The sequence below is a fragment of the Microvirga tunisiensis genome (genome assembly GCF_009296175.1).
Lineage (GTDB): Bacteria > Pseudomonadota > Alphaproteobacteria > Rhizobiales > Beijerinckiaceae > Microvirga > Microvirga tunisiensis.
This window is the reverse complement of sequence record NZ_VOSK01000002.1, coordinates 117091-138850: the sequence shown is the minus strand read 5'-3', so window position 1 is coordinate 138850 and position 21760 is coordinate 117091. Positions and strand designations below refer to the sequence as shown.

The window sequence follows — 21760 nt, the reverse complement described above, 5'->3', positions numbered from 1 at the left end:
TTTTGGATCAACCAGTACAAGTCGATCCTCTGCCGAAACCTTATCGCAAGCTGTCAGGCGCTCATCGCCTCCTGGTGGCTCTCGGCTTCCTGGGCGATCTGGCGCAGCGCGAAGCGCTGCAGCTTGCCGGTCTGGGTGCGCGGGAGGGCCTCCACGAACTCAATGAGGCGCGGATACTTGTACGGAGCGATCTCGGCCTTGACGTGATCCTGGAGCACTTTCGTCAGCTCTGCGTCTGGAATGTGGCCGGGATGCAGGACAACATAGGCCTTGACCACCGTTCCGCGCCCATCGTCCGGGGCCCCCACCACGCCGCATTCGGCAACGGCCGGATGCGTGAGGAGCGCGGCTTCGACCTCCGGACCTGCGATGTTGTAGCCCGCAGAAATGATCATGTCGTCGGAGCGGGCCTGGTACCAGAAGTACCCGTCCTGATCCATGAGGTAGGTGTCGCCCGTGATGTTCCAGCCATTCTGCACGTACTTGCGCTGTCGCTCGTCCGCGAGATAGCGGCATCCGGTCGGTCCGCGCACGGCCAGGCGGCCGATACTGCCGGGCGGGAGGTCGCGCCCCTCGTCGTCGACGACCTTCGCCTCGTAGCCCGGAACGGGCTTGCCCGTCGCGCCGGGGCGGATCTCGTCCTCGGTTGCGGCGATGAAGATGTGCAGCATTTCGGTTGCGCCGATTCCATCCATGAGCCGGATATTCGTTGCGTCCTTCCAGGCCTCGAACGTGCCCTTCGGAAGAGGCTCGCCGGCCGAGACGCATTTGCGCAAACTGGAGATGTCGTAGCCTTCGAGCTTCGCCAGCATCGCGCGATAGGCGGTCGGCGCCGTGAAGCAGATGGTGGCCTTGTACTGCATGATGGCAGGCAAAAGATCGTCCGGTCCTGCCTTCTCCAGCAGCACGGTCGAAGCGCCGACGCGCATCGGAAACAGCACGATTCCGCCGAGCCCGAAGGTGAAGGCGAGCGGCGGTGAGCCGATAAAGCGGTCACTCGGCTCGGGCCGCAGCACGTTTCGGGCGTAGCCGTCGCAGATCGCCAGCATGTCGCGATGGAAATGCATGGTGCCCTTCGGCTCGCCTGTCGTGCCGGAGGTGAAGCCGATCAGGCAGACATCGTCCGCCGCGGTATCGACCGCATCGAATTCCGGCGAGGCCTCGGCGATCAGCGCCTCGAGGCTGTCGGGATTGCCCGATCCCCAATACACCACATGCTGTAGATCCGGTGCCATCGCCTTGGCGCGCTTCAACTCCTCCGCAAGGCGATGATCGCAGAAGGCGATCGTGATCTTCGCTTTCTTCAGCGGATAGGCAATCTCCTTGGCGCGCAGCAGCGGCATGGTGGCGACGACCACGCCACCGGCCTTCAGGACCGCCAGATAGGCCGCGACCATCATGGGATTGTTGGCCGAGCGCAGCAGAACGCGGTGGCCCGGCACGAAACCGAGCTTGTGGACCAGCACGTTGCAGATGCGGTTCACCCGCTCCTGAAGACCCTGATAGGTGAGCGTCTCGGTCGGGCTGATGATGCAGGGCTCCTTGCCCCGCCCCGCATCGACCCACCGATCGAGAAAGGCCACGGCGCAGTTGAGCCGCTCGGGATATTGGAGCTCGGGACGAGTGAACCGTAACTCTGGCCATTGATCCTGAGGCGGAAGATTGTCCCTCGCGAAGGTATCCACATGCGCCGTGTCCGCCATCGTCCGCTCCTCTGCTTTTTGTGCGGCGCAAGAACAAAGCGCTATGAGTCTGGCCGGTCGGGTGGGGCCTACGCGAAGGCCGCATGCGATAGCGAGCCCCGGTTTCCTGCCTACCCGCCGCCAATCACGCGCTCGTCATTTCGCCTGCCTTCCTCTGCGAAACAATCCGCTTGAAGAACCTGAAAAATATTTTAATCTTAAAATAATCCTTGGCAATCCCAAAGTTTGGGCAAAGGTTGGGGACGCCGGGAGGAAAGCTCCGATAAAGGGAGTATTCGGCAGAAAAGTTTTGCGGCAGAGTATCGCCGACCTGTCCGTCGAGGCGTCTTACCGTCCCGCCGGGAACAATCACGCAGCACAGCAAATGTGCGCAGGGAACAGCCACTCGGGAGACTATGATGAACGTGACGATCAAAACTCTTGGCCTAGCAGCGGCCGTCGGCCTAGCTGCGGCACCGGCCATGGCGCAGGAAAAACTGAAGGTCGGCCTGCTGCTGACCCTCTCCGGCCCGTCCGCCGTGCTCGGCCAGCACGCACGGGACGGCTTTCAGCTTGCGGTAAAAGATCTCGGCGGCAAGCTCGGCGGGCGCGATGTCGAGGTGATCGTCGTCGACGACGAGTTGAAGCCGGACGTGGCGGTGACGAAGGTGAAGGGCCTTCTGGAGCGGGACAAGGTCGATTTCGTCGTCGGCCCGATCTTCTCGAACGTGGCGGTCGCCACCCAAAAGCCCATCGTCGATGCCAAGACCTTCTACATCAGCGTGAACGCCGGTCCTTCGAACCTCGCCGGCAAGAGCTGCAGCCCGTATTTCTTCGCGACTTCCTACCAGAACGACCAGAACCATGAGGTTCTCGGCAAGGTGGCGCAGGACCGCGGCTACAAGAAGGTCTATCTGCTCGCGCCGAACTATCAGGCCGGCAAGGATGCGCTCGCCGGGTTCAAGCGCCACTACAAGGGCGAAATCGTCGAGGAATCGTACACGCCCCTCAATACCCTCGATTTCCAGTCCGAGCTTGCCAAGATCGCTTCGATGCAGCCGGATGCGATCTTCACCTTCATGCCCGGCGGCATGGGCGTGAACCTGGTCAAGCAGTACCGCGCCGCGGGGCTCGCCGACCGTATTCCGTTCCTCTCCGCCTTCACCGTGGACGAGACGAACCTGCCCGCGCAGCAGGATGCCGCCATCGGCATGCTGAGCGGCTCGAACTGGGCTCCGAACATGAATACTCCGGAGAACAAGAAGTTCGTCGCAGCCTTTGAGGCCGCCTACAACACCGTGCCTGCCTCCTACGCCATGCATTCCTACGATGCGGCTCTGCTGATCGACGCGGCCCTCAAGGCGACCGGCGGCAAGACTGACGACAAGGAAGCCCTGCGCGCCGCCATCAAGAAGGCGGAGTTCAAGTCGCTTCGCGGCGATTTCAAGTTCGGCGCCAACGGCTTCCCGGTCCAGGACTTCTATCTGGTGAAGGCCGCCAAGCGTCCTGACGGCAAGCTGGAGACGGAAATCGTCGAGAAGGTGTTCGACGATTACACGGATGCCTATGCCAAGGAATGCACCGCCACGAACTGAGGCGCTCTGCACATCCGATCGATCTGCCCCGCAAGGGCAGATCGATCCGCATCTATGACATCATCATGGCGCTTTCGCATGGGAGCGCCCGAGCGGAGGCTCGATCGATGCAGGCCTGCTGCCAGTGACGTGCCGATGAACGCAACACTCCTCTTCGTCCAGGCTCTGAACGGCCTTCAATTCGGCCTCATCCTTTTTCTCATCGCCGCCGGGCTGACCCTGGTGTTCGGGGTGATGGACTTCATCAATCTCGCTCACGGCGTTCAGTACATGGTCGGCGCCTATCTCGTGGCGGCATTCAGCACGTGGACCAGAAGCTTCGGCTGGGCGCTCCTCCTCGCCCTGCCCTCGGCGCTGGTCTTCGGCCTTCTGCTCGAAGTGCTGGTCTTCAGACATCTCTATGACCGCGATCACCTCGATCAGGTGCTCGCTACGTTCGGCGTGATCCTGTTCCTGAACCAGGGCGTGAAGTTCGTCTGGGGCGCGGCTCCCTTGAGCGTTCCCGTTCCCGAACTGCTCTCAGGATCCGTGGAGATCGCGAACGGCCTGCTCTATCCCGTCTATCGCCTTGCGATCATCGCGGCAGGGCTCGTGGTGGCCGCCCTGCTCTATGTTCTCGTCAACCACACGCGCGTCGGCATGTTGGTGCGCGCGGGAGCCAGCAATGCCTCCATGGTGTCGGCACTCGGCGTCAACATCCAGAGGCTGTTCATGATCGTGTTCGGCTTCGGCGCCATGCTCGCAGGCTTCGCCGGTGCGATGGTCGCCCCAATTCTCTCGGTCGAGCCGGGCATGGGCGATAACATCCTGATCCTCGCTTTCGTGGTCATCGTGATCGGCGGCATCGGGTCGATCCGCGGCGCGTTTCTCGCGGCCCTCCTGATCGGACTGGTGGATACGGTGGGGCGCACCTTCGCTCCGAACCTGCTGCGCCTCGTTCTCGATCCCGCGGCAGCGAGCCAGACCGGACGGGCCATCGCGCCGATGCTGATCTATATCTTCATGGCTGCGGTGCTGTTCTTCCGCCCCTCCGGCCTGTTTCCTGTGAAACGCTAGGGGCCGTTCATGACCGAACTCGCCGAAACGCCCTCCGCTCCCATGCCGTCGCTCACCACACGGTTCGAGATCATTCCCATCGTCCTTTTCGCTTCCTTTGCGGCCGCACCGCTCTTCGCCATGGTCTCCGGCGCGGAGGGCTACGTCCTGTCTCTCCTCACGCGGGTCATGATCTTCGGCATCGCCGCCATGGCACTCGACCTCATTCTTGGTTACGGAGCACTTGTCAGCTTCGGCCACGCGGCCTTTCTCGGGCTTGGAGCCTATGCGGTCGGCATCCTTGCCAGCCACGGCATCGAGGATGTGCTCGTGCAGATCCCCGTCGCACTCGCGGCGTCCGCCCTCTTCGCTCTCGTCACAGGCGCGATCTCCCTGCGGACCAAGGGCGTGTATTTCATCATGATCACCCTAGCCTTCGGGCAGATGCTGTACTTCCTTGCGACGTCGCTTGCAGCTTATGGCGGCGACGACGGCATGACCCTGTCGTCGCGCAGTCTCCTTGCCGGCTCCAGCGTTCTGGAGAATGATTTCGCCTTCTATTGGGTCTGCCTGCTCTGCCTTCTCGGAGCCTATGCGTTCTCCCGATCCGTCGTGGCATCCAGGTTCGGGCGTGTCCTGCGCGGAACCCGGGAAAACGCCATTCGCATGGAAGCCATCGGGTTTCAGCCCTTCCGCTTTCAGCTCGCGGCCTATGTGCTCAGCGGCATGATGGCGGGGCTCGCCGGGTGCCTGCTGGCCAACCAGGCGGAATTCGTGAGCCCGGCCTTCATGACATGGCAGCGTTCCGGCGAACTGATCTTCATGGTCGTGCTCGGCGGGCTGGGCTCCCTGCATGGCGCCATCATCGGTGCAGCCGCCTTTCTGCTGCTGGAGGAGTTCCTGCCGGAAATCCTGCATGGCTTGAGCTTCTTCCTGAACGAGGCAACGCGCGCGCACCTCGCCGAGAACTGGAAGATGGTGTTCGGTCCCCTTCTCATCCTGATCGTTCTGTTCGTCAGAGGCGGGATCATGGGCCTGCTGCGGAGGCCTCGCCATGGCTGAGCCTCTTCTCGAGCTTCGCAACCTGCGGAAGACTTACGGCGCTCTCGTCGTCACCGACGACGTCAGCCTCTCCGTCCAGCCCGGCGAACTGCACGCCATCATCGGCCCGAACGGCGCGGGCAAGACGACCCTCATTCACCAGATCTCCGGCACCCTGGCCTCGGATTCCGGATCCGTCCTGTTCGGCGGCGGGGACGTCACGCATCTCTCGATGCCGCAGCGGGTCCGGCACGGGCTCGCGCGCTCCTTCCAGATCACCTCGATCCTTCCGGGCTTCTCCGCTCTGGCGAATGTCGCGCTTGCGGTTCAGGCGCGCTCGGGATCGAGCTTCCGCTTCTTCGGCAATGCCGCGCAGGAGAAGATCCTGAACGAGCCTGCCATGGATTGTCTCGCTCAGGTCGGACTCGCCGCTCGCGCCCACATCCCGGCGGGTCTGTTGTCCCACGGCGAGAAGCGTCAGCTCGAACTCGCCATCGGCCTTGCGACTGAGCCGAAGCTGCTGCTTCTCGACGAGCCGCTCGCGGGCACCGGCCACGATGAATCGCAGCGTGTGGTCGAGACCCTGCGGCGTCTGAAGGACCGCCTGACCATCGTGCTGATCGAGCACGATATGGATGCGGTCTTCTCCCTTGCGGATCGCGTGTCCGTTCTCGTCTATGGCCACGTAATCGCCACCGACACGCCGGAACGGATCAGGGCCAATCCGGAAGTTCGCGCCGCCTATCTCGGCGAAGAGGAGATGGTCTGATGCTCTCCGTCCGACAGCTCCAGGCATCCTATGGCGCAGCGCAGGTCCTCTTCGACATTTCGCTCGAGATTAACGCCGGCGAAGTGGTGACGCTGCTCGGCCGCAACGGCATGGGCAAGACCACGACCGTGCGCTCGATCATGGGGCTGCTCCGCCCCCGTGGCGGCGAAGTACGCTTCGATGGCGTGGCCGTGACCGGCCTTGCGCCCTATCGCATTGCACAGACCGGCATCGGCCTCGTACCGGAAGGCCGGCAGATTTTTCCCACGCTGACGGTGGAGGAAAATCTCGTTGCAACGGCCTCGGCCAGAACCGGCACTCGGCGCTGGACGCTCGATACGGTCTACGACCTGTTCCCGCGCCTGAAGGAACGCCGGAGCAATCTGGGCACGCAACTTTCCGGAGGCGAACAGCAGATGCTGGCCATTGGCCGCGCGCTCATGACCAACCCGAAGCTGCTCATTCTCGATGAAGCCACGGAAGGGCTGGCACCGTTGATCCGCGCCGAGATCTGGACATGCCTCAAGCGCCTCAAGGGCGAGCGCCAGTCGATCCTGGTGATCGACAAGAACATCGGCGCACTGGCGAGCTTCGCCGACCGTCACGTGATTATCGAGAAGGGCCGCTCGGTCTGGACGGGAACGAGCGATGAGCTCATGACCGACACCAGCCTCAAGGACCGATACCTCCACGTTTAAGGATAATCGCGATGGCAGCCGAAGAACTCGACCTGGAGGCCGAGTACAACAACCGGGCCCGCGTTCCCGATCACCCCGTCCATATCGCGGGCTGGCAGCGAGATTCCGCTGCCTATCGAGAAAGTGCGCACTGCGAGCTGGAACTCGCCTATGGACCGGGCGAGCGCCATCGGCTTGACCTGTTCTACCCGCAAAGCGGCGATGGCGACGGCCCGATCGTGCTGTTCATCCATGGCGGCTACTGGCAGTCGCTCGACAAATCGACCTCCAGCCATCTGGCTCGTGGCGCCAATGAGCGTGGGCTGACGGTTGCGATCCCGAGCTATACGCTCGCCCCTGCCGCCAAGCTCGCCGACATCGTTTCCGAAATTGAGGCGGCCGCCAATTTCGTCATGCGACGCACGGGCCGACGTCTTGTTGTGAGCGGTCATTCGGCCGGCGGCCATCTGGCGGCATGCCTCATGGCGCGACCTAACGCGTTAGAGATGCCCGTTCGCACCGCCATGCCCATTTCCGGCCTGTTCGACCTGCCTCCGCTGGTCCCGACCTCGATCAACAAGGCGCTCGGGCTCACCGTCGAGGAGGCGAACCGCCTGAGCCCCCTTGAGTGGAACCCACCGACGAGCGGACGACTCATTGCGGTGGTCGGAGGGGCCGAAAGCAGCGAATTCCTGCGCCAGTCCCACGCCATCGTCGAGCGGTGGGGCCAGGCGGGCGTTGCGACACGCTATCACGAGGTGCCCGGAGCGCATCACTTCGACGTCGTCGCCGGACTTTCCACCCCAAGCGACCCGCTCGTAGACATGCTCGTCGAGCTGGCAGCCGAAGCTTGAAATCAAGCAGGATGCCTCCAGGAACCTGTGCCATTATCCGACGTTGCGTCTCTCGGTGAGCGGGTATTCCTATAAGAGATAGCGGCATAAGGATCGGCAGGTGACGCATGCCTATCGCGCTGGCATTTCTGGTCCTTTTGGCAATGGCCTGGCCTCAGGGCCTTCGGGCATCCGAGGAAGCATGGCAGGCTCTGCGGGACGGCGGCACGATTGCCCTGTTGCGGCATGCCCGCGCGCCGGGAACGGGCGACCCGGCCAACTTCCGGCTTGCGGATTGCGCAACGCAGCGCAACCTCTCGGCGGAGGGCCGTCGGCAGGCCGAGGCCATCGGAGAGGCGTTCAGGGCCCGGCAGATCTCCGTCGGGCGGGTGCTCTCGAGCCGCTGGTGCCACGCGCTCGACACCGCCCGCCTGGCCTTCGGCAGCCGGACGGAGCCTTTCCCGCCGCTGGATTCGTTCTTCTCAGGACGGGACCAGGAGCTGGCCCAGACGCAAGCCGTTCGCCGGACCGTTCAGGACTGGCGCTTAAATGCCGTCCTGGTGCTCGTCACGCATCAGGTCAACATCACGACGCTCACCGGCGTCTTTCCCGGCGAGGGCGAAATGCTCGTACTCCGGCCGAAGCCGGGCGCCGGTTTCGATGTCGTTGGACGGATCAAGCTTTAGAGATCAACTATCGGCCCTGAGCTGTTCGACCACGCCCTGGCTCATATAGGGATGGCCAGCCTCGTTGAGGGCTCGATCCAAGGCTTCGATGGCTACAAGGATTTTCGTGAGCTCCTCCGCCATCTCAATGGAGGGAAGCGGCGCCTCGGAAATCTGCCGCGCCATCTCCCTGCGTCGCTTCACAAGGTTTTCGCGTGCAGCGTTCAGTTCCTTGATTTCCTCGGACGTCATAGGCTCCTCACGATCAAGACGATTTCAGTATTAAGTCCGTTGGGCCAAATCCGTTCAGAGCTCATTCTCTCCAAGGAGATCATGACTGCTACGTGGCCGATTCATGGTTCGAGAGAATCCAGCAATTCCAAGATCCGCTTCTGACGCTCCTCTGCCTGCTCACTGGATACCGAGAAGACGAGACGTTCCTTGCTCCAGTGCAGCATTCCTTCCGAAGCGTCGATCTTCTTTTGCAGAGAGAGCTTCTCCGCTGAGCCGGGTCGAAACGTCAGAGCGATCGCCTGCGGCCCTGCATCGATGCGGGCTATTCCGAGACGTCGGCAGAGTTGCCGCAGGTTTGCGAGCCTCAGAAGATTTTGAACAGGCTCGGGTATGGACCCGAAGCGATCCTCGATTTCCGCCTCCAGCTCGTCGATTGTTTCATAGGAGTCGAAACGAGCCAGGCGGGCATAGAGGTTGATCCTCATCTCGGGCTCGTTCATATACTCTTCCGGAATTGTGCCGGCCAGTCCGATATTGAGCTCGGGTGTCCAGTCATCGCCGAGGGTCTCGCCACGCAAGGCATGTTTGAGCATATGCTGGTAGAGGTCGGTGCCGATCAGCTTGACGTGGCCGGTCTGCTCCTCGCCCAGCAGCGCACCTGCCCCGCGCTGATCGAGATCCTGCGCGCTGATGGCAAATCCTGCTCCAAGCCGATCGAGAGCCGTCAAGGTCCGCAAGCGCTTTTCCGTCGCGTTCGGAAGTTCCTGGCCGGGCTCCGTCAGCAGATAGGCGGTTCCCCTGATGCGCCCGCGCCCGACGCGCCCGCGAAGTTGGTGCAGTTGCGATAGTCCGAAACGGTCGGCTCGCCAGACCAGCATGGTGTTGGCACGGGGAACGTCCAGACCGCTCTCGATGATGTTGGTCGCCAGAAGGACATCTCCCTCACCGTCGGCAAAGCGCACCATCACATCGTCCGTCTCGGCAGGAGGCATCTGCCCGTGAGCAACCATGATGTCCAGTTCCGGGGCGAGCTTTGTCAGCCGGTCACGCATCGGCTCGATGTCCTCGACACGGGAGCAGACGACGAAGCTTTGGCCGCCGCGGCGCCGCTCGCGCATGAGCGCATCGCGGACACTTGCCGGATCGAATGGCGTCAGGAACGTGCGGATCGGCTGCCGGCGCGCCGGAGGCGTCGCGATGATGCTCAATTCCTGCAAGCCGACCAATGCCGATTGCAGCGTCCGTGGGATCGGCGTGGCAGTCAGGGTCAGTACATGGCCCCCAGCGGCCAAGTTCCTGAGTCTGGCCTTATGCGCCGCACCAAACCGCTGCTCCTCGTCAATGACGACAAGTCCGAGATCCTTGAAGGTCACGCCTTTTGCGGCGAGCGCATGAGTGCCGATGACGATGCGGATCGTGCCATCGGCCAGACCCTTCTTCACGGCTCGAGCTTCGGCCGGTGTCACGAGACGGGAGAGATGCGCAATCTCGATGCCGAGACCGGCAAAACGTCTCTGAAAGCTTCGTACATGCTGGCGTGCCAGAACGGTCGTCGGAGCGACAACGGCCACTTGCTTGCCGGAGAGCGCAGCCGCGGCGGCTGCACGCAAGGCGACCTCCGTCTTGCCGAAGCCGACATCGCCGCAGATCAGGCGGTCCATGGGCCGTCCCGATGAGAGATCCTCGAGAACATCCTCGATGGCGCGAATCTGGTCCGCTGTCTCAGAAAAAGGAAACCGAGCGACGAAGCGTTCATACTCGCGGCTCGGTGGGACAAGCGGCTCCAGCTTCACCGCCTTGCGAGCCTCGACCAGGCCGATCAGGTGTTTGGCTGTTTCCTCGATTTCCGTTTCGATCTTCTCACGTCGGACGGACCATGCATCGCCTTTCAGCTTATCCAGGGAAATGGAGTCCGACATCGCACCATAGCGCCAGACGCGGTCCATCTCGGTTGCGGGAATCAGGAGCGTCGTGCCGGCCGCATAACCGAGTCTAATGGCATCGCCTACGCCGGCATCGCCGGCATCTATGGTCTCCATGCCCTCGAGCACTCCGATGCCGTGATCGACATGGACGATGGCGTCGCCGATCTGGAATCCAGTATCCGTAAAATTCGGAGCGGCAGGACTCACCTCCTTCTCGGCGCCAGCGCTGACGCGGCTACCCAGGACGTCGGTGGCAGTGATCAGCGCGATGCCATCGCGCTCATCAATGAAGCCCTTCTTGAGATCGGCCTGCAACGCAAACCATCCCCCGGATGGGCCGTCGACGACATCGCTCCAGCTACCGACATTGTCAGGGCGCCCGATGGATTGAACCCGGCGCTTGAGCCTGTTCAGATCCGATCGGGCTGCCGCTGCCAGAACGATCTTTCGACCGGCACCCGACTGAGGGCGAAGAAAATCTGCAAGGGCCTTCGAAGGCTTTGAGGCGATCGCGAAATTCGGCACCGCGCTGAGTGGAGAATCATCCTTCGATGCGGCATGAATGAAGGTAAGACGGCGCTTCGACAGGACGTCGGCCCACTCGTCGTCCTGGATGAAAAGCCGCTCGGGCGACACGGCAGATATCTTGGCGCTGCCTTGCGTGCGCAAATTCGCCCGACTTCCATAGGCGTCCGCGATCTGCTCCATCACAAGCTGCCGCCTCTCCTCGGCTTTTGTATCCACAACGACTGCCGCATCCGGCCAGTAATCGAAGACGGTCTCCAGATGCGCGCAGTAATCCGGCAATTGATGCTCCATTCCGTCGAACCGCTCGATGGATGCATCGCTGTCTCCGGCCTCGTGCAGGATGACCTCCGAAGCGGGTCCGATCAGGAGATGGTCAACCTCGGTTTCGCTCAATTGGGAGATCGGATCATAGGAACGGATGGCCGCGACGGTTCGCCCGTCGTGCTCGACCCGATAGGGCAAGGGGCTGTCGGCTGGGAAGAGATCGATCACCTGCCCTCGGATAGCGGCCTCGCCGGGCTCATCCACTCTCTCATCGAGGATGTAGCCGGCATGATGGAGGTAGCGTCTCAGAGCATCCGGAGAGAATTCTTCGCCTGTTCGGAGGCTGAAGACGGCGTTCCTCGCGACGGTGCGCGGCGGCACGCGCTGAAGGATCGCTGCAGCGCTCGTTACCAGGAGCCGCGGAGTCGTGCTTGCTCCGCTCATGCGCCGGAGAACCGCAATGCGTCGCCCCATAGCCTCCCGCGAGGGCGAAGCACTGTCGTATGGAAGACAATCCCATGGAGGCAGGAGGTAAACGGCGAGTTCGGGGGCCAACCCCTTCAATGCCTGCACCAACTGCTCAGCCCAGCGTTCCCCTCCTGCAACATAGATGATTCCTGCCGGCCCGGCCTCCTTCACCTGTTCGAGCAGCCGCACGGCATGGAGCCCCAAGGAAGGCGGCAAGGTAAGGTCGATCCGCCTGATATCCTGGGAGGGGGCAGGCTTGGCGCGCATGGGGAACTCGTGTGACGGGGCTCGGGACCGAGGACAACGTTCAGGCGCTGCCGCAGTTGCAAGCACTCGACGGCAGCCCCTCGACAGCATTTTGTAAACCAACGTCGCTCATAATCCGGGCATGACCTATGGGAATGCAAAACGTCTCTGCTTCGGATTGGCTCTGCTCTCATGCTCCTCCCTCGGGAGCAGTTCGGGCGCCTTCGCAGCCGCCGAGAATATTTCCTCAGCCACTCCGGTACAGACTTTGCCGAGCATTCCGGCGCCTCCGACCGGGGGAACGAACCTGCGACCGAAAGCAGCAGCGATAGGACCCGTCAAGCCTGTCGAGAAGGCCGCGCCCGCGCCTGTGGTCTCGATCTCGCAGGACCCGCGCCCTACTCTGGACGCCAGCACCTTCATCAACACGATGCGGGCGGCCTGGACCTATAAGCGCATCGCCGAGACGGGAGGATGGCCTAGCCTGCCCGCAGGCACGGTGCTGAAGACGGGCGACAAGGGCCCTCTCGTCGAAATCCTTCGGCAACGCCTTGCCTCGGAGGGCGATCTTTCTGCCGATCTCGGCACAGGCACGAGCTTCGATGCCGAACTGGCAAATGCCGTCAGGCGTTTCCAGGCTCGTCACGGCCTGCCGGAATCGGGCGCTGTGCGGGCGCGAACCCTGGAAGCGCTGAACGTCCCGGCACTCACGCGCCACCGCCAGCTCACGGCTTCCGCTCAACGGCTGGCCGGCTCCACGTTTTCTTTCGGCGAACGCTATGTGGTCGTCAACATTCCATCCACCGCCGTCGAAGCGGTCGAACGCGGACAGGTGGCTCGCCGCTTTGTCGCCATTGCCGGCAAGGTGGATCGTCCCTCGCCCGTTGTCGAAACGCGCGTCACCGCCGTCAACCTCAACCCAACTTGGACTGTACCTGTCTCTTTGATCAAGAAGGACATCATTCCCCATGTCCGGAAGGATCCCGGTTATCTGGAGAAGATGAAGATCCGCATTCTCGATGCGAAGGGACAGGAGGTCGATCCAAAGACGCTCGACTGGTCGACGCAGAATGCGGTGAACTACACGCTGCGCCAGGATCCCGGAGCGATCAATTCGCTCGGACAGATCCGCATCGACATGCCGAACAAGCATGCCGTTTACATGCACGACACGCCCAAGAAGCAGCTCTTCGCGCAGGATGCGCGCTTTCATTCTTCGGGCTGCGTTCGCGTGGCCGATGTGGCCGATTTTGCCGAATGGCTGCTGCGCGGGACCAATGGGCAGGGCGGACCATGGACGAGAGAAGGGATCGATACAGCCATCGCCAGCGCGACACGTCAGGACATCCGTCTCGACAAGCCTCTTCCCGTCGCATGGGTCTATCTGACAGGCTATGCGACGGCAGACGGCGCCGTGCACTTCCGCGATGATGTCTATGGACTCGACACGCCGAGGGGCGATCCTCTGTCAGAGCCGCAAGTCGTGGACGTTCCTGCAACGGCGTCGATCAAGCCCAAGCGCCTTTAAAATGATGTAGGATCAACAAGGCGCTAAAGACTTTTTCTGCGCAGCAAGTGCCCGGACGATGGGATGGCTCTGCGGGATTTGCGCCATTCGAAAGCGGCGTCCTGGAACATGTCGATGGCAGCAACGGCCTGAGCCCGCAACGCGGCGATCGAAGCAGGGTCGCGTTGGGCAAAGCGGTCCGTTGCCTGGGCCAGTTGACGGCAGCGTTCTTCGACGATGCGCCGCGCTTCCCTCAGCCGGTAGTTCGGTTCCTCACAAGTCGTCATCTCGTCGCAAAAACGAAGCACGTCCCGGGTCAGGTTCTCGCCCGAATAAAGGCCCGAATAATGATCGATCATGCTGCGGACGAAGCCCAGAGAGTCACGGATCTCTTGCCGTATAATGGTCTCGCTGCTCATCGCACCCTTCCCACAAAAGGAACCGCATCCCGACCTGCACCGGGGACGATGTGGTATGAACCGAAGAGTTCTAAAAAGGTGTTAGCCCGGCTTTCCTGCCTGAGGATCCGCGGGGACCTTGGGCGGAATTGGAAGAGGAGTATCGTTGTTTTGCGTGACCGTCACACGCGCCGACCAGACTCTTTCAAGGAGAGGACCTGCAACGATCCCAGCGACGAACGCGAACGCAGCCACGATCAGACCGACCCGGCCGCAAAGGCTCAGCACATCCTTGAATGCCATAAACCTTCCTCCCGTCTGCTTTGTTTGAGGAATCCTAGGGGACCTCTCGGCTGCAGCCAATAGACCAAAGCACAGATTGTCGAGACGATGACGGCTCGACGCTTGAACAACGCGGCAGAACGCGAGGAAAAGGCAGAGCTTTTTGTCACTGTCCCGGTCGTGCATTATTTTTTGGCAGGATCGCGTGTTGGCTCAAATCTGTCCCGCATTGTAATGTTGTACGGATTTATACTTCGGTCGATCACGTCCCCTGCCTCGGGAACCGAAGCCTTGCAACAACCTTGCTGACGTCCGTTTGATCTGCCTCGGCAATTCTGAACATTTCGGTTGCGTTGGAATTGAACACGAGTTCATGGGATATCGTACATGCCCCACTCCGCCGATTATCGCGCCTCGACGCACCATCAGGAACTTGGTCCGGATTTCTATGATGTCGTTCGTCCGGCGGAATTCCCGCAACACATTCTCCGCTACCGCAACCAGCGCTGGGCCGAGCGTGTGGGCCTCGGGTCGCTCACCGATGAGGAGTGGATCGACCATCTCGGACGCTTCGCGCCACTTCCAGGCAGTTTCGAACAGCCCCTCGCGCTGCGCTACCATGGCCATCAATTCCGAACCTACAATCCGCATCTGGGAGATGGGCGGGGCTTTCTTTTTGCCCAACTCCATGATGTGCAGGATAGCAGGCTTCTCGACCTCGCTACGAAAGGCAGCGGACAAACACCGTGGTCTCGCCATGCGGATGGCCGCCTGACCCTCAAGGGCGGCGTGAGGGAGATTCTGGCAACGGAAATGCTCGAGGCGCTCGGCGTCGAAACGTCCAAATCTTTCAGCCTGATCGAAACGGGCGAGGAACTCGAGCGCGGCGACGAACCCTCCCCTACGCGCTCGTCCGTTCTGGTGCGTCTCAGCCATTCCCACATTCGCATCGGAACGTTCCAGCGGTTGCTCTACCTGGATGAGACCGACAATCTCCGCAAGCTTCTCGACTACACCATTCAAACCAACATGCCGGAAATCTGGCGCGATGATGAAGCAGACCGCGCTGCTGCCTTTCTGGAAGAAGTTTGCCGACGTGTGGCCCGCATGGGCGCGCAATGGATGGCAGCTGGGTTCGTCCACGGCGTCCTCAACACCGACAACATCAACGTCACTGGAGAAAGCTTCGATTATGGTCCGTGGCGCTTCCTGCCCGTCTACGAGCCCGGTTTCACCGCTGCCTATTTCGACGAGACCGGTCTTTATGCCTTCGGTCGGCAGCCCGACACGCTTTTGTGGAATCTGTTTCGTCTTGCAGAATGCCTGCTTCCCTTAGCCCAGCAGAGCAGCCTCGAGCAGGCGCTCACAACATTCGAGCCCGCTCTTCATCGGGAATTTCCAAGTGCCATTCTGCGCCGCCTGGGTCTGCAATCGAGAGGGTTTGAGCAGGACGGAGCGCTGGCCAAGGCATTATGGACTTTTCTCCATGAGAGCAAAGCCCCGTTCGAGCAAACGTTCTTCGACTGGTATGGCGGACTTGTGAGTGCGCATCGTGCAGAGCAAAGTCCCTCTGCAAACTTCTATGCGCAACCGTCCTTCCAACCCGTCCGTGCGGCTCTCGAATCCTTCGCTCCTGCGCCCCAGTTGCAACTCGACCACCCCTATTTTGCAGGGCCTACACCCTGCACCATGCTGATCGACGAGGTCGAGGCGCTCTGGGCTCCCATTGCCGCTGAGGATGACTGGTCACGCTTTCAAGCCAAGCTTGCAGAGATCCGCAGCATGGCTGAAGCCTATGGAGCAGAGAAGCTTATCCAATCCTGATGAAAGCAGACCAAAGCATACTGCCCAGCATTGCTGCTCGGATCAGCCGCTCTGACTCAAAGCTTCAACAAAGTTCTCATTCTTAGGGGCAGATTTTTTTGCCTATATAACGGAACGTTATTCCTACACCTGCGTCTTTTAGCCAAGCGAGCTGCCTCAACGTAGCTCATCATCCGAATTGGCTTTATGTAGGTGAACACCATGTTGCGTTCATACGCTCTTGCTTTGTCCAGCGCTGCCCTCTTCCTCGCACTTGGAACGCCGTCTGATGCTCAGAGCGTCAGGACCGGCCAGCAATGCGTGCCTGCAGTCGCCGATGCCTCCATGTACCGCAACTGCCGACTTCACATTGTGCAAGGTCTGGAAACCTGTCGCTGTGCCGTTCGGCCCCAAGCACTTCGCAGAACGGATCGTATCGGAGATCCGGATGATGCCGTGACCGGCTCCATCGGCAACCGACCTGTCGACCTCCAAGGCTCTGAGAGCTCGGCCCTTGGCGCAGCCGGTGCCGTCAGGAGCAGCACCGCTGCTGGTAACACAGGCACCGTCAGCGGCAGTGTGGGTGCGAGCCGCGGCGGAGCCGTCGCTGAAAGCGGCACCACGGCAACCGGCAGCACCGGCGGCTCTCGCAGCGCCGGCAACGCGGGCGGCGTTGGTGGGTCGGTTGATAATGGCAGCGGCGCCGGTGGGACTGCCGGAACGGGCAACACAGGCTCAAGCGGCAGTGTCGGCAATAGCCAAGGCAACAATGGTTCTGGCCGTGGGAATGGCAATGCCGGCGGCCATGGCAATAACGGGCACGGGAATGACGACGACGGCAACGACGCGTCCAACCCCGGCGGCTCCAACAATGGCGACGGCACGGATCAGGATGGTCCTGCCGGGAACGGCGGCGGCCATGGCAATGGCAATGGCAATGGAAATGGCGGTGGGAAACACTGACCACGCCTGATCCCGATGCCGAAAGGTTCTTGGCTGCATCCGTGGCCAAGGACCTTTCATGATACGGCAACCTGACCGCTATCGCGTCAAAAACGCCTCGAGAGCAACGGCCCTTGCGTCTAACCGATCAAGAGAACAACGCCCGCGACCGCGACGGCGGCACCTGCTAGACGACCGGCATAAGTCTGACGAGCAGCGGCCGCTCCGAGCACGATGCCCAATCCGTGCAGAACCGCGCTCGCCAGCGTGAAGCCGAGGCTGTAGAGCGCGGCACCGGCTCCGGCCGGGATCTCAGCACCGTGAGCATAACCGTGGAAGATGGCGAAGACTCCAACAAGCGTCATCGCCGCTCCGACAGGCCATGCCCGACCCAGCGATACAACCGCACCGAGGACAATGACCGAGGCAGCAATTCCGAACTCGACAGCCGGAATCTCAATACTGGCCAAGCCCATCATCCCGCCAACGAGCATCATCCCGACAAAGCTTGCGGGAACGGCCCAGAGAGCCCGTCCGCCAAGCAGAGACGCGAAGAGACCGACGCCGACCATGGCAAGCGTATGATCGAGGCCTGTCAGAGGGTGTGTGAAACCGGCCAGGAAACCTGAGAATGCAGGTTGCCCCGTGTGAGCCAGAGCCGGTGTCGTTGCCGCTATTAGCATCGTGGCAAGAGCCGAGCGTTTGAACATCCTGGAATCCCCCTTTTAGGCCGCGGACGACAGGCCACCGGCCTGTTCGATGAACTGGGCGATGGCATCGACCCCGATGCCGTCGCGGACATTGCTGAACACGTATGGACGCTGGCCGCGCATACGCTTGGTGTCTTCTTCCATGACCGCGAGATCGGCACCGACATAGGGCGCCAGATCGATCTTGTTGACCACGAGAAGATCGGAACGCGTGATGCCAGGGCCCCCTTTTCGCGGGATCTTCTCTCCGCCGGCCACGTCGATCACGTAGATCGTCAGATCGGCGAGCTCGGGCGAAAACGTCGCCGCTAGATTGTCGCCGCCGGATTCCACCAGCACGATGTCGAGGGCCGGAAAGCGCTTGCGCATGGTGGCGATGGCCGCAAGGTTGATGGAGGCGTCCTCGCGGATCGCCGTGTGCGGACATCCGCCGGTCTCCACGCCCATGATGCGCTCAACCGGCAGCGCGCCGGCAACGGTCAGGAGGCGCGCGTCCTCCTTGGTGTAGATGTCGTTGGTGATCGCGCAGATGTCGTAGCGTTCGCGGAACGTCTTGCAGAGCGCTTCCATCAGCGCTGTCTTGCCCGAGCCGACTGGTCCGCCGATGCCGACGCGAAGGGGTCCCGTATGAGAAGTCATGAGCGGAAAAGCCTCGTATACTGGTTTTCATGGTGGAAGGAGCCGAGATCGGCCCGGAATGTCGAGCCACCGATATTGTCGAGCGTGAGAGACATTCCCTGGTGTGCGATGTCCTGAGCCGTGCCGGCCAATGCGGCGGACACGCGGATGCCCGCCGTCTGCCCGATGGGTGCCAGTCGAATGGCAGCGGACACGAGCGTCTGCACAAGTCCGAAGAGGTAGGCTTGCGATGTAATCGGCAGCGGAACGCCATGCGCTGCCGCGGCCATGCCGATAGCAACAGGAAAGGCAACATCCCCCTCGAGCGGGGGCAGATGCGGCGACGGCCAGGCAGCAAGGGTCGCGTCGAGGAAGCTGCGTCCCTGCTGACTGGTTTCGAGATAGAGCTCGGCAGAGGGCGACAAGGCGAGAGCGAGTTCGTTGACGGTTTCAAGGTCACGGCGATGACCCTGCTCAACGGCCCGGTAGGCGTGGCTCAGAAGAATGGCATCGTTGCGGCCGAGGCCGAGAGTGAGCAGATCGGTCAGCCATGCAACGAGGGTCGTTTCATCGCTGACATCGCCAGCCTCCACCGCCCATTCCAGGGCATGTGAATAGGCATAGCAGCCGACAGGATAGGACGGCGAAAGCCAGGCGAAGAGCGGCAGGATTACCGAGTCTCGTCCCAAACCCTGCGCTTTCACGGAGGCGTCATCCATGATCATGTCCGTGGTGAGAGTGCCCGCCATGCTCGTGGTGATGATAGGCGCCGCGGACCGGACGGAAGGGACGCTCGACTATCTCGACCTTGGCGCCGAGCCCGAGCAACATGTCGACCAGCACATGATCGTACGCGATATAGATCGCCTCGCGCGTGACTTCCGCCGGCACGTGCCGGTTGCCGATATGCCAGGCGAGGGTCAGGAGCTCGAGCGGATCCTCCGTCTTGATCTCCACGAGCTTCTCCGGCGCAGCCCTCACTTCGACGAGCCAGCCGCTCTCCAGCCGGATGGCATCGCCATCCTCCAGCACGTCGGCCTTCTCGAGATCGAGCAGGAAGGCAGTGCCGCCATCGGCATTGAGCATGATGCGGCGGCGGTGTCGGTCGCCGTGATCGAGGGTGATGACGTCGACGATGCGGTCCTGCTCGACGGCTTCACGACGGATGATGGATGTGGCGCGGATCATGTCAGAACAGGAAGTAGCGTTGAGCCATGGGAAGGACCGTGGCGGGTTCGCAGACAAGCAGCTCACCATCGGCACGAACGTCGTAGGTTTCGGGATCGACCTCGATCAGGGGTGTCGCATCGTTGTGCACCATGTCCTTCTTGCCGATTCCGCCGCGGACGTTCTCGACGGCAACGAGCCGCTTCTGGACACCGAGCTTCGCCGCCAACCCATTCTCCACCGCAGCCTTCGATACGAAAGTGAGTGAAGTCGTGGCGAGAGCCCGCCCGTAGGCGCCGAACATCGGCCGGTAATGCACCGGCTGCGGCGTCGGGATCGAGGCATTCGGATCGCCCATCAGGGCCGCCGCGATGGCGCCGCCCTTGAGCACGAGATCGGGCTTCACGCCAAAGAATGCCGGCGTCCAGACCACGAGATCGGCGAGCTTACCGACCTCGACCGAGCCGATATGCCTGGACAAGCCGTGGGCGATGGCCGGATTGATCGTGTATTTCGCCACATAGCGACGGACACGGAAGTTGTCGTTGTCGCCAGTCTCGCCGGGAAGCGCGCCGCGCTGAACCTTCATCTTGTGAGCCGTCTGCCACGTGCGGATGATGACCTCGCCGACACGGCCCATGGCCTGGCTGTCGGAAGACATCATCGAGAGTGCGCCGATGTCGTGCAGGATATCCTCGGCCGCAATGGTCTCCTTGCGGATGCGACTCTCGGCAAATGCGAGATCCTCCGGGATCGAGGGCGAGAGGTGGTGGCAGACCATGAGCATGTCGAGATGCTCGTCGATGGTGTTCACCGTATAGGGCCGCGTCGGGTTGGTGGAGGACGGCAGCACATTGGGCAGGCCCGCCACCTTGATGATGTCCGGCGCATGCCCGCCGCCCGCTCCTTCCGTGTGGAAAGCGTGAATCGTGCGGCCCTTGAAGGCTGCGATCGTATCTTCGACGAAACCGGACTCATTAAGCGTGTCGGTGTGGATCATCACCTGCACGTCATAGGCATCGGCGACGGAAAGGCAGCAGTCGATGGCCGCCGGTGTCGTGCCCCAATCTTCATGCAGCTTCAGCGCGCAGGCACCAGCTTGGATCATCTCTTCCAAAGCACCCGGCTTAGAGGCATTGCCCTTACCGGTGAAGGCCAGATTCATCGGGAATGCGTCAGCCGCTTCGATCATGCGGGCGATGTGCCACGGTCCCGGAGTGCAGGTGGTGGCGAAGGTGCCGGTCGCCGGGCCCGTCCCACCGCCCAGCATCGTGGTGATGCCAGACATGAGCGCCTCCTCGATCTGCTGCGGGCAGATGAAGTGGATATGCGAGTCGAAGCCGCCGGCCGTGATGATCTTGCCCTCGCCTGCGATGATCTCCGTGCCCGGCCCGATGATGATGTCTACATTGGGCTGCACATCCGGATTGCCGGCCTTGCCGACGGCGACGATCAGCCCGCCTTTGATGCCGATGTCGGCCTTCACGATGCCCCAATGGTCGAGGATCACCGCATTGGTGATGACGGTGTCGACCGCGCCCTCGGCCCGGGTCGTCTGCGCCTGACCCATGCCGTCGCGGATGACCTTTCCGCCGCCGAACTTCACCTCCTCGCCATAGGTGGTGAAGTCCTTCTCCACCTCGATCACGAGAGCCGTATCGGCGAGACGAATGCGGTCGCCTTTGGTCGGGCCGAACATGTCGGCATAGCCGGAACGCGGGAGGGAAGCGGGCTTTCTTGCATTCGACATCACAGCGCTCCCATCACGCCTTGGCGGAACCCATAGACCTCGCGCCTGCCGGAAAGCGGAACGAGCACCACTTCGCGCGTGGAGCCGGGCTCGAAACGCACTGCCGTGCCGGGCGCGATGTCGAGCCGCATGCCGCGGGCCTTCTCGCGGTCGAATGACAAAGCAGGGTTCGTCTCGTGGAAGTGGTAGTGACTACCGACCTGGATCGGACGGTCGCCCGTGTTCGCGACGGTCAGTACGACGCGCTCGGCGCCCTCGTTGAAAATGATCTCGCCCTCCTGCGCCATCACTTCGCCGGGCACGTCCTTGGATGCCGCGCCGCGGATCGGATGATGGACGGTGACGAGCTTGGTGCCATCGGGAAAGGTCGCCTCCACCTGCACATCGTGGATCATCTCGGCGATGCCTTCCATGACCTGATCGGCGGTAATGACATGCGCGCCCGCCTCCATCAGCTCTGCGACGGAGCGTCCGTCGCGCGCGCCTTCCACGACCGTATCGGTGATGAGGGCGATGGCTTCCGGATGATTGAGCTTCACGCCACGCTCCAGACGCCGGCGGGCGACCATGGCGGCCATGGCGATCAGAAGCTTGTCTTTTTCACGGGGAGTGAGTTGCATG

The 21760-nt window shown here is 62.0% G+C and carries 20 protein-coding genes; 9 read left to right on the top strand and 11 right to left on the bottom strand.

Annotation, left to right across the window (positions count from 1 at the left end):
* Positions 1-53: 53 nt before the first annotated feature.
* Positions 54-1703: a benzoate-CoA ligase family protein gene (locus FS320_RS01820; protein ID WP_152708893.1), complete on the bottom strand. Its 1650-nt coding sequence runs from the start codon at positions 1701-1703 to the stop codon at positions 54-56.
* A gap of 398 nt (positions 1704-2101) precedes the next feature.
* On the opposite strand from FS320_RS01820, the gene FS320_RS01815 reads away from it, so the two are divergent.
* The 7 genes from FS320_RS01815 to FS320_RS01785 all read left to right on the top strand — a co-directional run bounded on the left by FS320_RS01815 (position 2102) and on the right by FS320_RS01785 (position 8318).
* Positions 2102-3277, top strand: a complete 1176-nt coding sequence (locus tag FS320_RS01815) for an ABC transporter substrate-binding protein (protein WP_152708924.1) — start codon at positions 2102-2104, stop codon at positions 3275-3277.
* A gap of 135 nt (positions 3278-3412) precedes the next feature.
* Complete coding sequence (locus FS320_RS01810; RefSeq protein ID WP_152708892.1) at positions 3413-4333, top strand: branched-chain amino acid ABC transporter permease; 921 nt, start codon at positions 3413-3415, stop codon at positions 4331-4333.
* Positions 4334-4342: 9 nt separating this feature from the next.
* Positions 4343-5374, top strand: coding sequence for a branched-chain amino acid ABC transporter permease (locus tag FS320_RS01805; RefSeq protein ID WP_152708891.1), 1032 nt, complete (start codon positions 4343-4345; stop codon positions 5372-5374).
* Positions 5367-6122, top strand: coding sequence for an ABC transporter ATP-binding protein (locus tag FS320_RS01800; RefSeq protein ID WP_152708890.1), 756 nt, complete (start codon positions 5367-5369; stop codon positions 6120-6122). Before FS320_RS01805 ends, FS320_RS01800 begins: the two co-directional genes overlap by 8 nt.
* Entirely contained in the window at positions 6122-6820 is a 699-nt protein-coding gene (locus FS320_RS01795; protein WP_152708889.1) for an ABC transporter ATP-binding protein, read from the top strand. Before FS320_RS01800 ends, FS320_RS01795 begins: the two co-directional genes overlap by 1 nt.
* 11 nt (positions 6821-6831) lie before the next feature.
* Positions 6832-7653: an alpha/beta hydrolase gene (locus tag FS320_RS01790; protein ID WP_152708888.1), complete on the top strand. Its 822-nt coding sequence runs from the start codon at positions 6832-6834 to the stop codon at positions 7651-7653.
* A gap of 107 nt (positions 7654-7760) precedes the next feature.
* On the top strand, positions 7761-8318 hold the full coding sequence (locus FS320_RS01785) for a histidine phosphatase family protein (RefSeq protein ID WP_152708887.1): 558 nt from the start codon (positions 7761-7763) through the stop codon (positions 8316-8318).
* Positions 8319-8321: 3 nt separating this feature from the next.
* Here the strand turns inward: FS320_RS01785 and FS320_RS01780 are convergent, their stop codons facing one another.
* Together FS320_RS01780 and mfd are read right to left on the bottom strand one after the other, a co-directional pair.
* Entirely contained in the window at positions 8322-8549 is a 228-nt protein-coding gene (locus FS320_RS01780; RefSeq protein ID WP_152708886.1) for a hypothetical protein, read from the bottom strand.
* A 101-nt stretch (positions 8550-8650) separates the two neighbouring features.
* Positions 8651-11983: a transcription-repair coupling factor gene (gene mfd, locus FS320_RS01775; protein ID WP_162002754.1), complete on the bottom strand. Its 3333-nt coding sequence runs from the start codon at positions 11981-11983 to the stop codon at positions 8651-8653.
* Positions 11984-12104: 121 nt separating this feature from the next.
* Between mfd and FS320_RS01770 the strand changes: the two genes are divergently transcribed.
* A complete protein-coding gene (locus FS320_RS01770; protein WP_152708884.1) occupies positions 12105-13490 on the top strand; it encodes a L,D-transpeptidase family protein in 1386 nt (461 codons plus the stop codon).
* 23 nt (positions 13491-13513) lie between these two features.
* Here FS320_RS01770 and FS320_RS01765 read toward each other — a convergent pair whose 3' ends face one another.
* Complete coding sequence (locus FS320_RS01765; protein WP_152708883.1) at positions 13514-13888, bottom strand: hypothetical protein; 375 nt, start codon at positions 13886-13888, stop codon at positions 13514-13516.
* Between the two features lie 648 nt (positions 13889-14536).
* Here FS320_RS01765 and FS320_RS01755 point away from each other — a divergent pair.
* Positions 14537-15973 (top strand): protein adenylyltransferase SelO, encoded by a 1437-nt coding sequence (locus tag FS320_RS01755; protein ID WP_152708881.1) that lies wholly within the window; start codon positions 14537-14539, stop codon positions 15971-15973.
* A gap of 714 nt (positions 15974-16687) precedes the next feature.
* Here the strand turns inward: FS320_RS01755 and FS320_RS45020 are convergent.
* From FS320_RS45020 to FS320_RS01720, 7 genes are all read right to left on the bottom strand, one after another.
* Complete coding sequence (locus tag FS320_RS45020) at positions 16688-16912, bottom strand: hypothetical protein (RefSeq protein ID WP_153885277.1); 225 nt, start codon at positions 16910-16912, stop codon at positions 16688-16690.
* Positions 16913-17034: 122 nt separating this feature from the next.
* The gene (locus tag FS320_RS01745) at positions 17035-17604 is read right to left on the bottom strand and encodes a HupE/UreJ family protein (protein ID WP_152708879.1); all 570 of its coding nucleotides are present in this window, start codon (positions 17602-17604) and stop codon (positions 17035-17037) included.
* A gap of 15 nt (positions 17605-17619) precedes the next feature.
* On the bottom strand, positions 17620-18243 hold the full coding sequence (gene ureG / locus FS320_RS01740) for an urease accessory protein UreG (protein WP_152708878.1): 624 nt from the start codon (positions 18241-18243) through the stop codon (positions 17620-17622).
* Positions 18240-18941, bottom strand: a complete 702-nt coding sequence (locus tag FS320_RS01735; protein ID WP_152708877.1) for an urease accessory protein UreF — start codon at positions 18939-18941, stop codon at positions 18240-18242. Before FS320_RS01735 ends, ureG begins: the two co-directional genes overlap by 4 nt.
* Complete coding sequence (locus FS320_RS01730; RefSeq protein WP_152708876.1) at positions 18934-19410, bottom strand: urease accessory protein UreE; 477 nt, start codon at positions 19408-19410, stop codon at positions 18934-18936. Before FS320_RS01730 ends, FS320_RS01735 begins: the two co-directional genes overlap by 8 nt.
* Position 19411: 1 nt before the next feature.
* The gene (ureC, locus tag FS320_RS01725; protein WP_152708875.1) at positions 19412-21139 is read right to left on the bottom strand and encodes an urease subunit alpha; all 1728 of its coding nucleotides are present in this window, start codon (positions 21137-21139) and stop codon (positions 19412-19414) included.
* On the bottom strand, positions 21139-21759 hold the full coding sequence (locus FS320_RS01720) for an urease subunit gamma (RefSeq protein WP_152708874.1): 621 nt from the start codon (positions 21757-21759) through the stop codon (positions 21139-21141). Before FS320_RS01720 ends, ureC begins: the two co-directional genes overlap by 1 nt.
* Position 21760 lies beyond the last annotated feature (1 nt).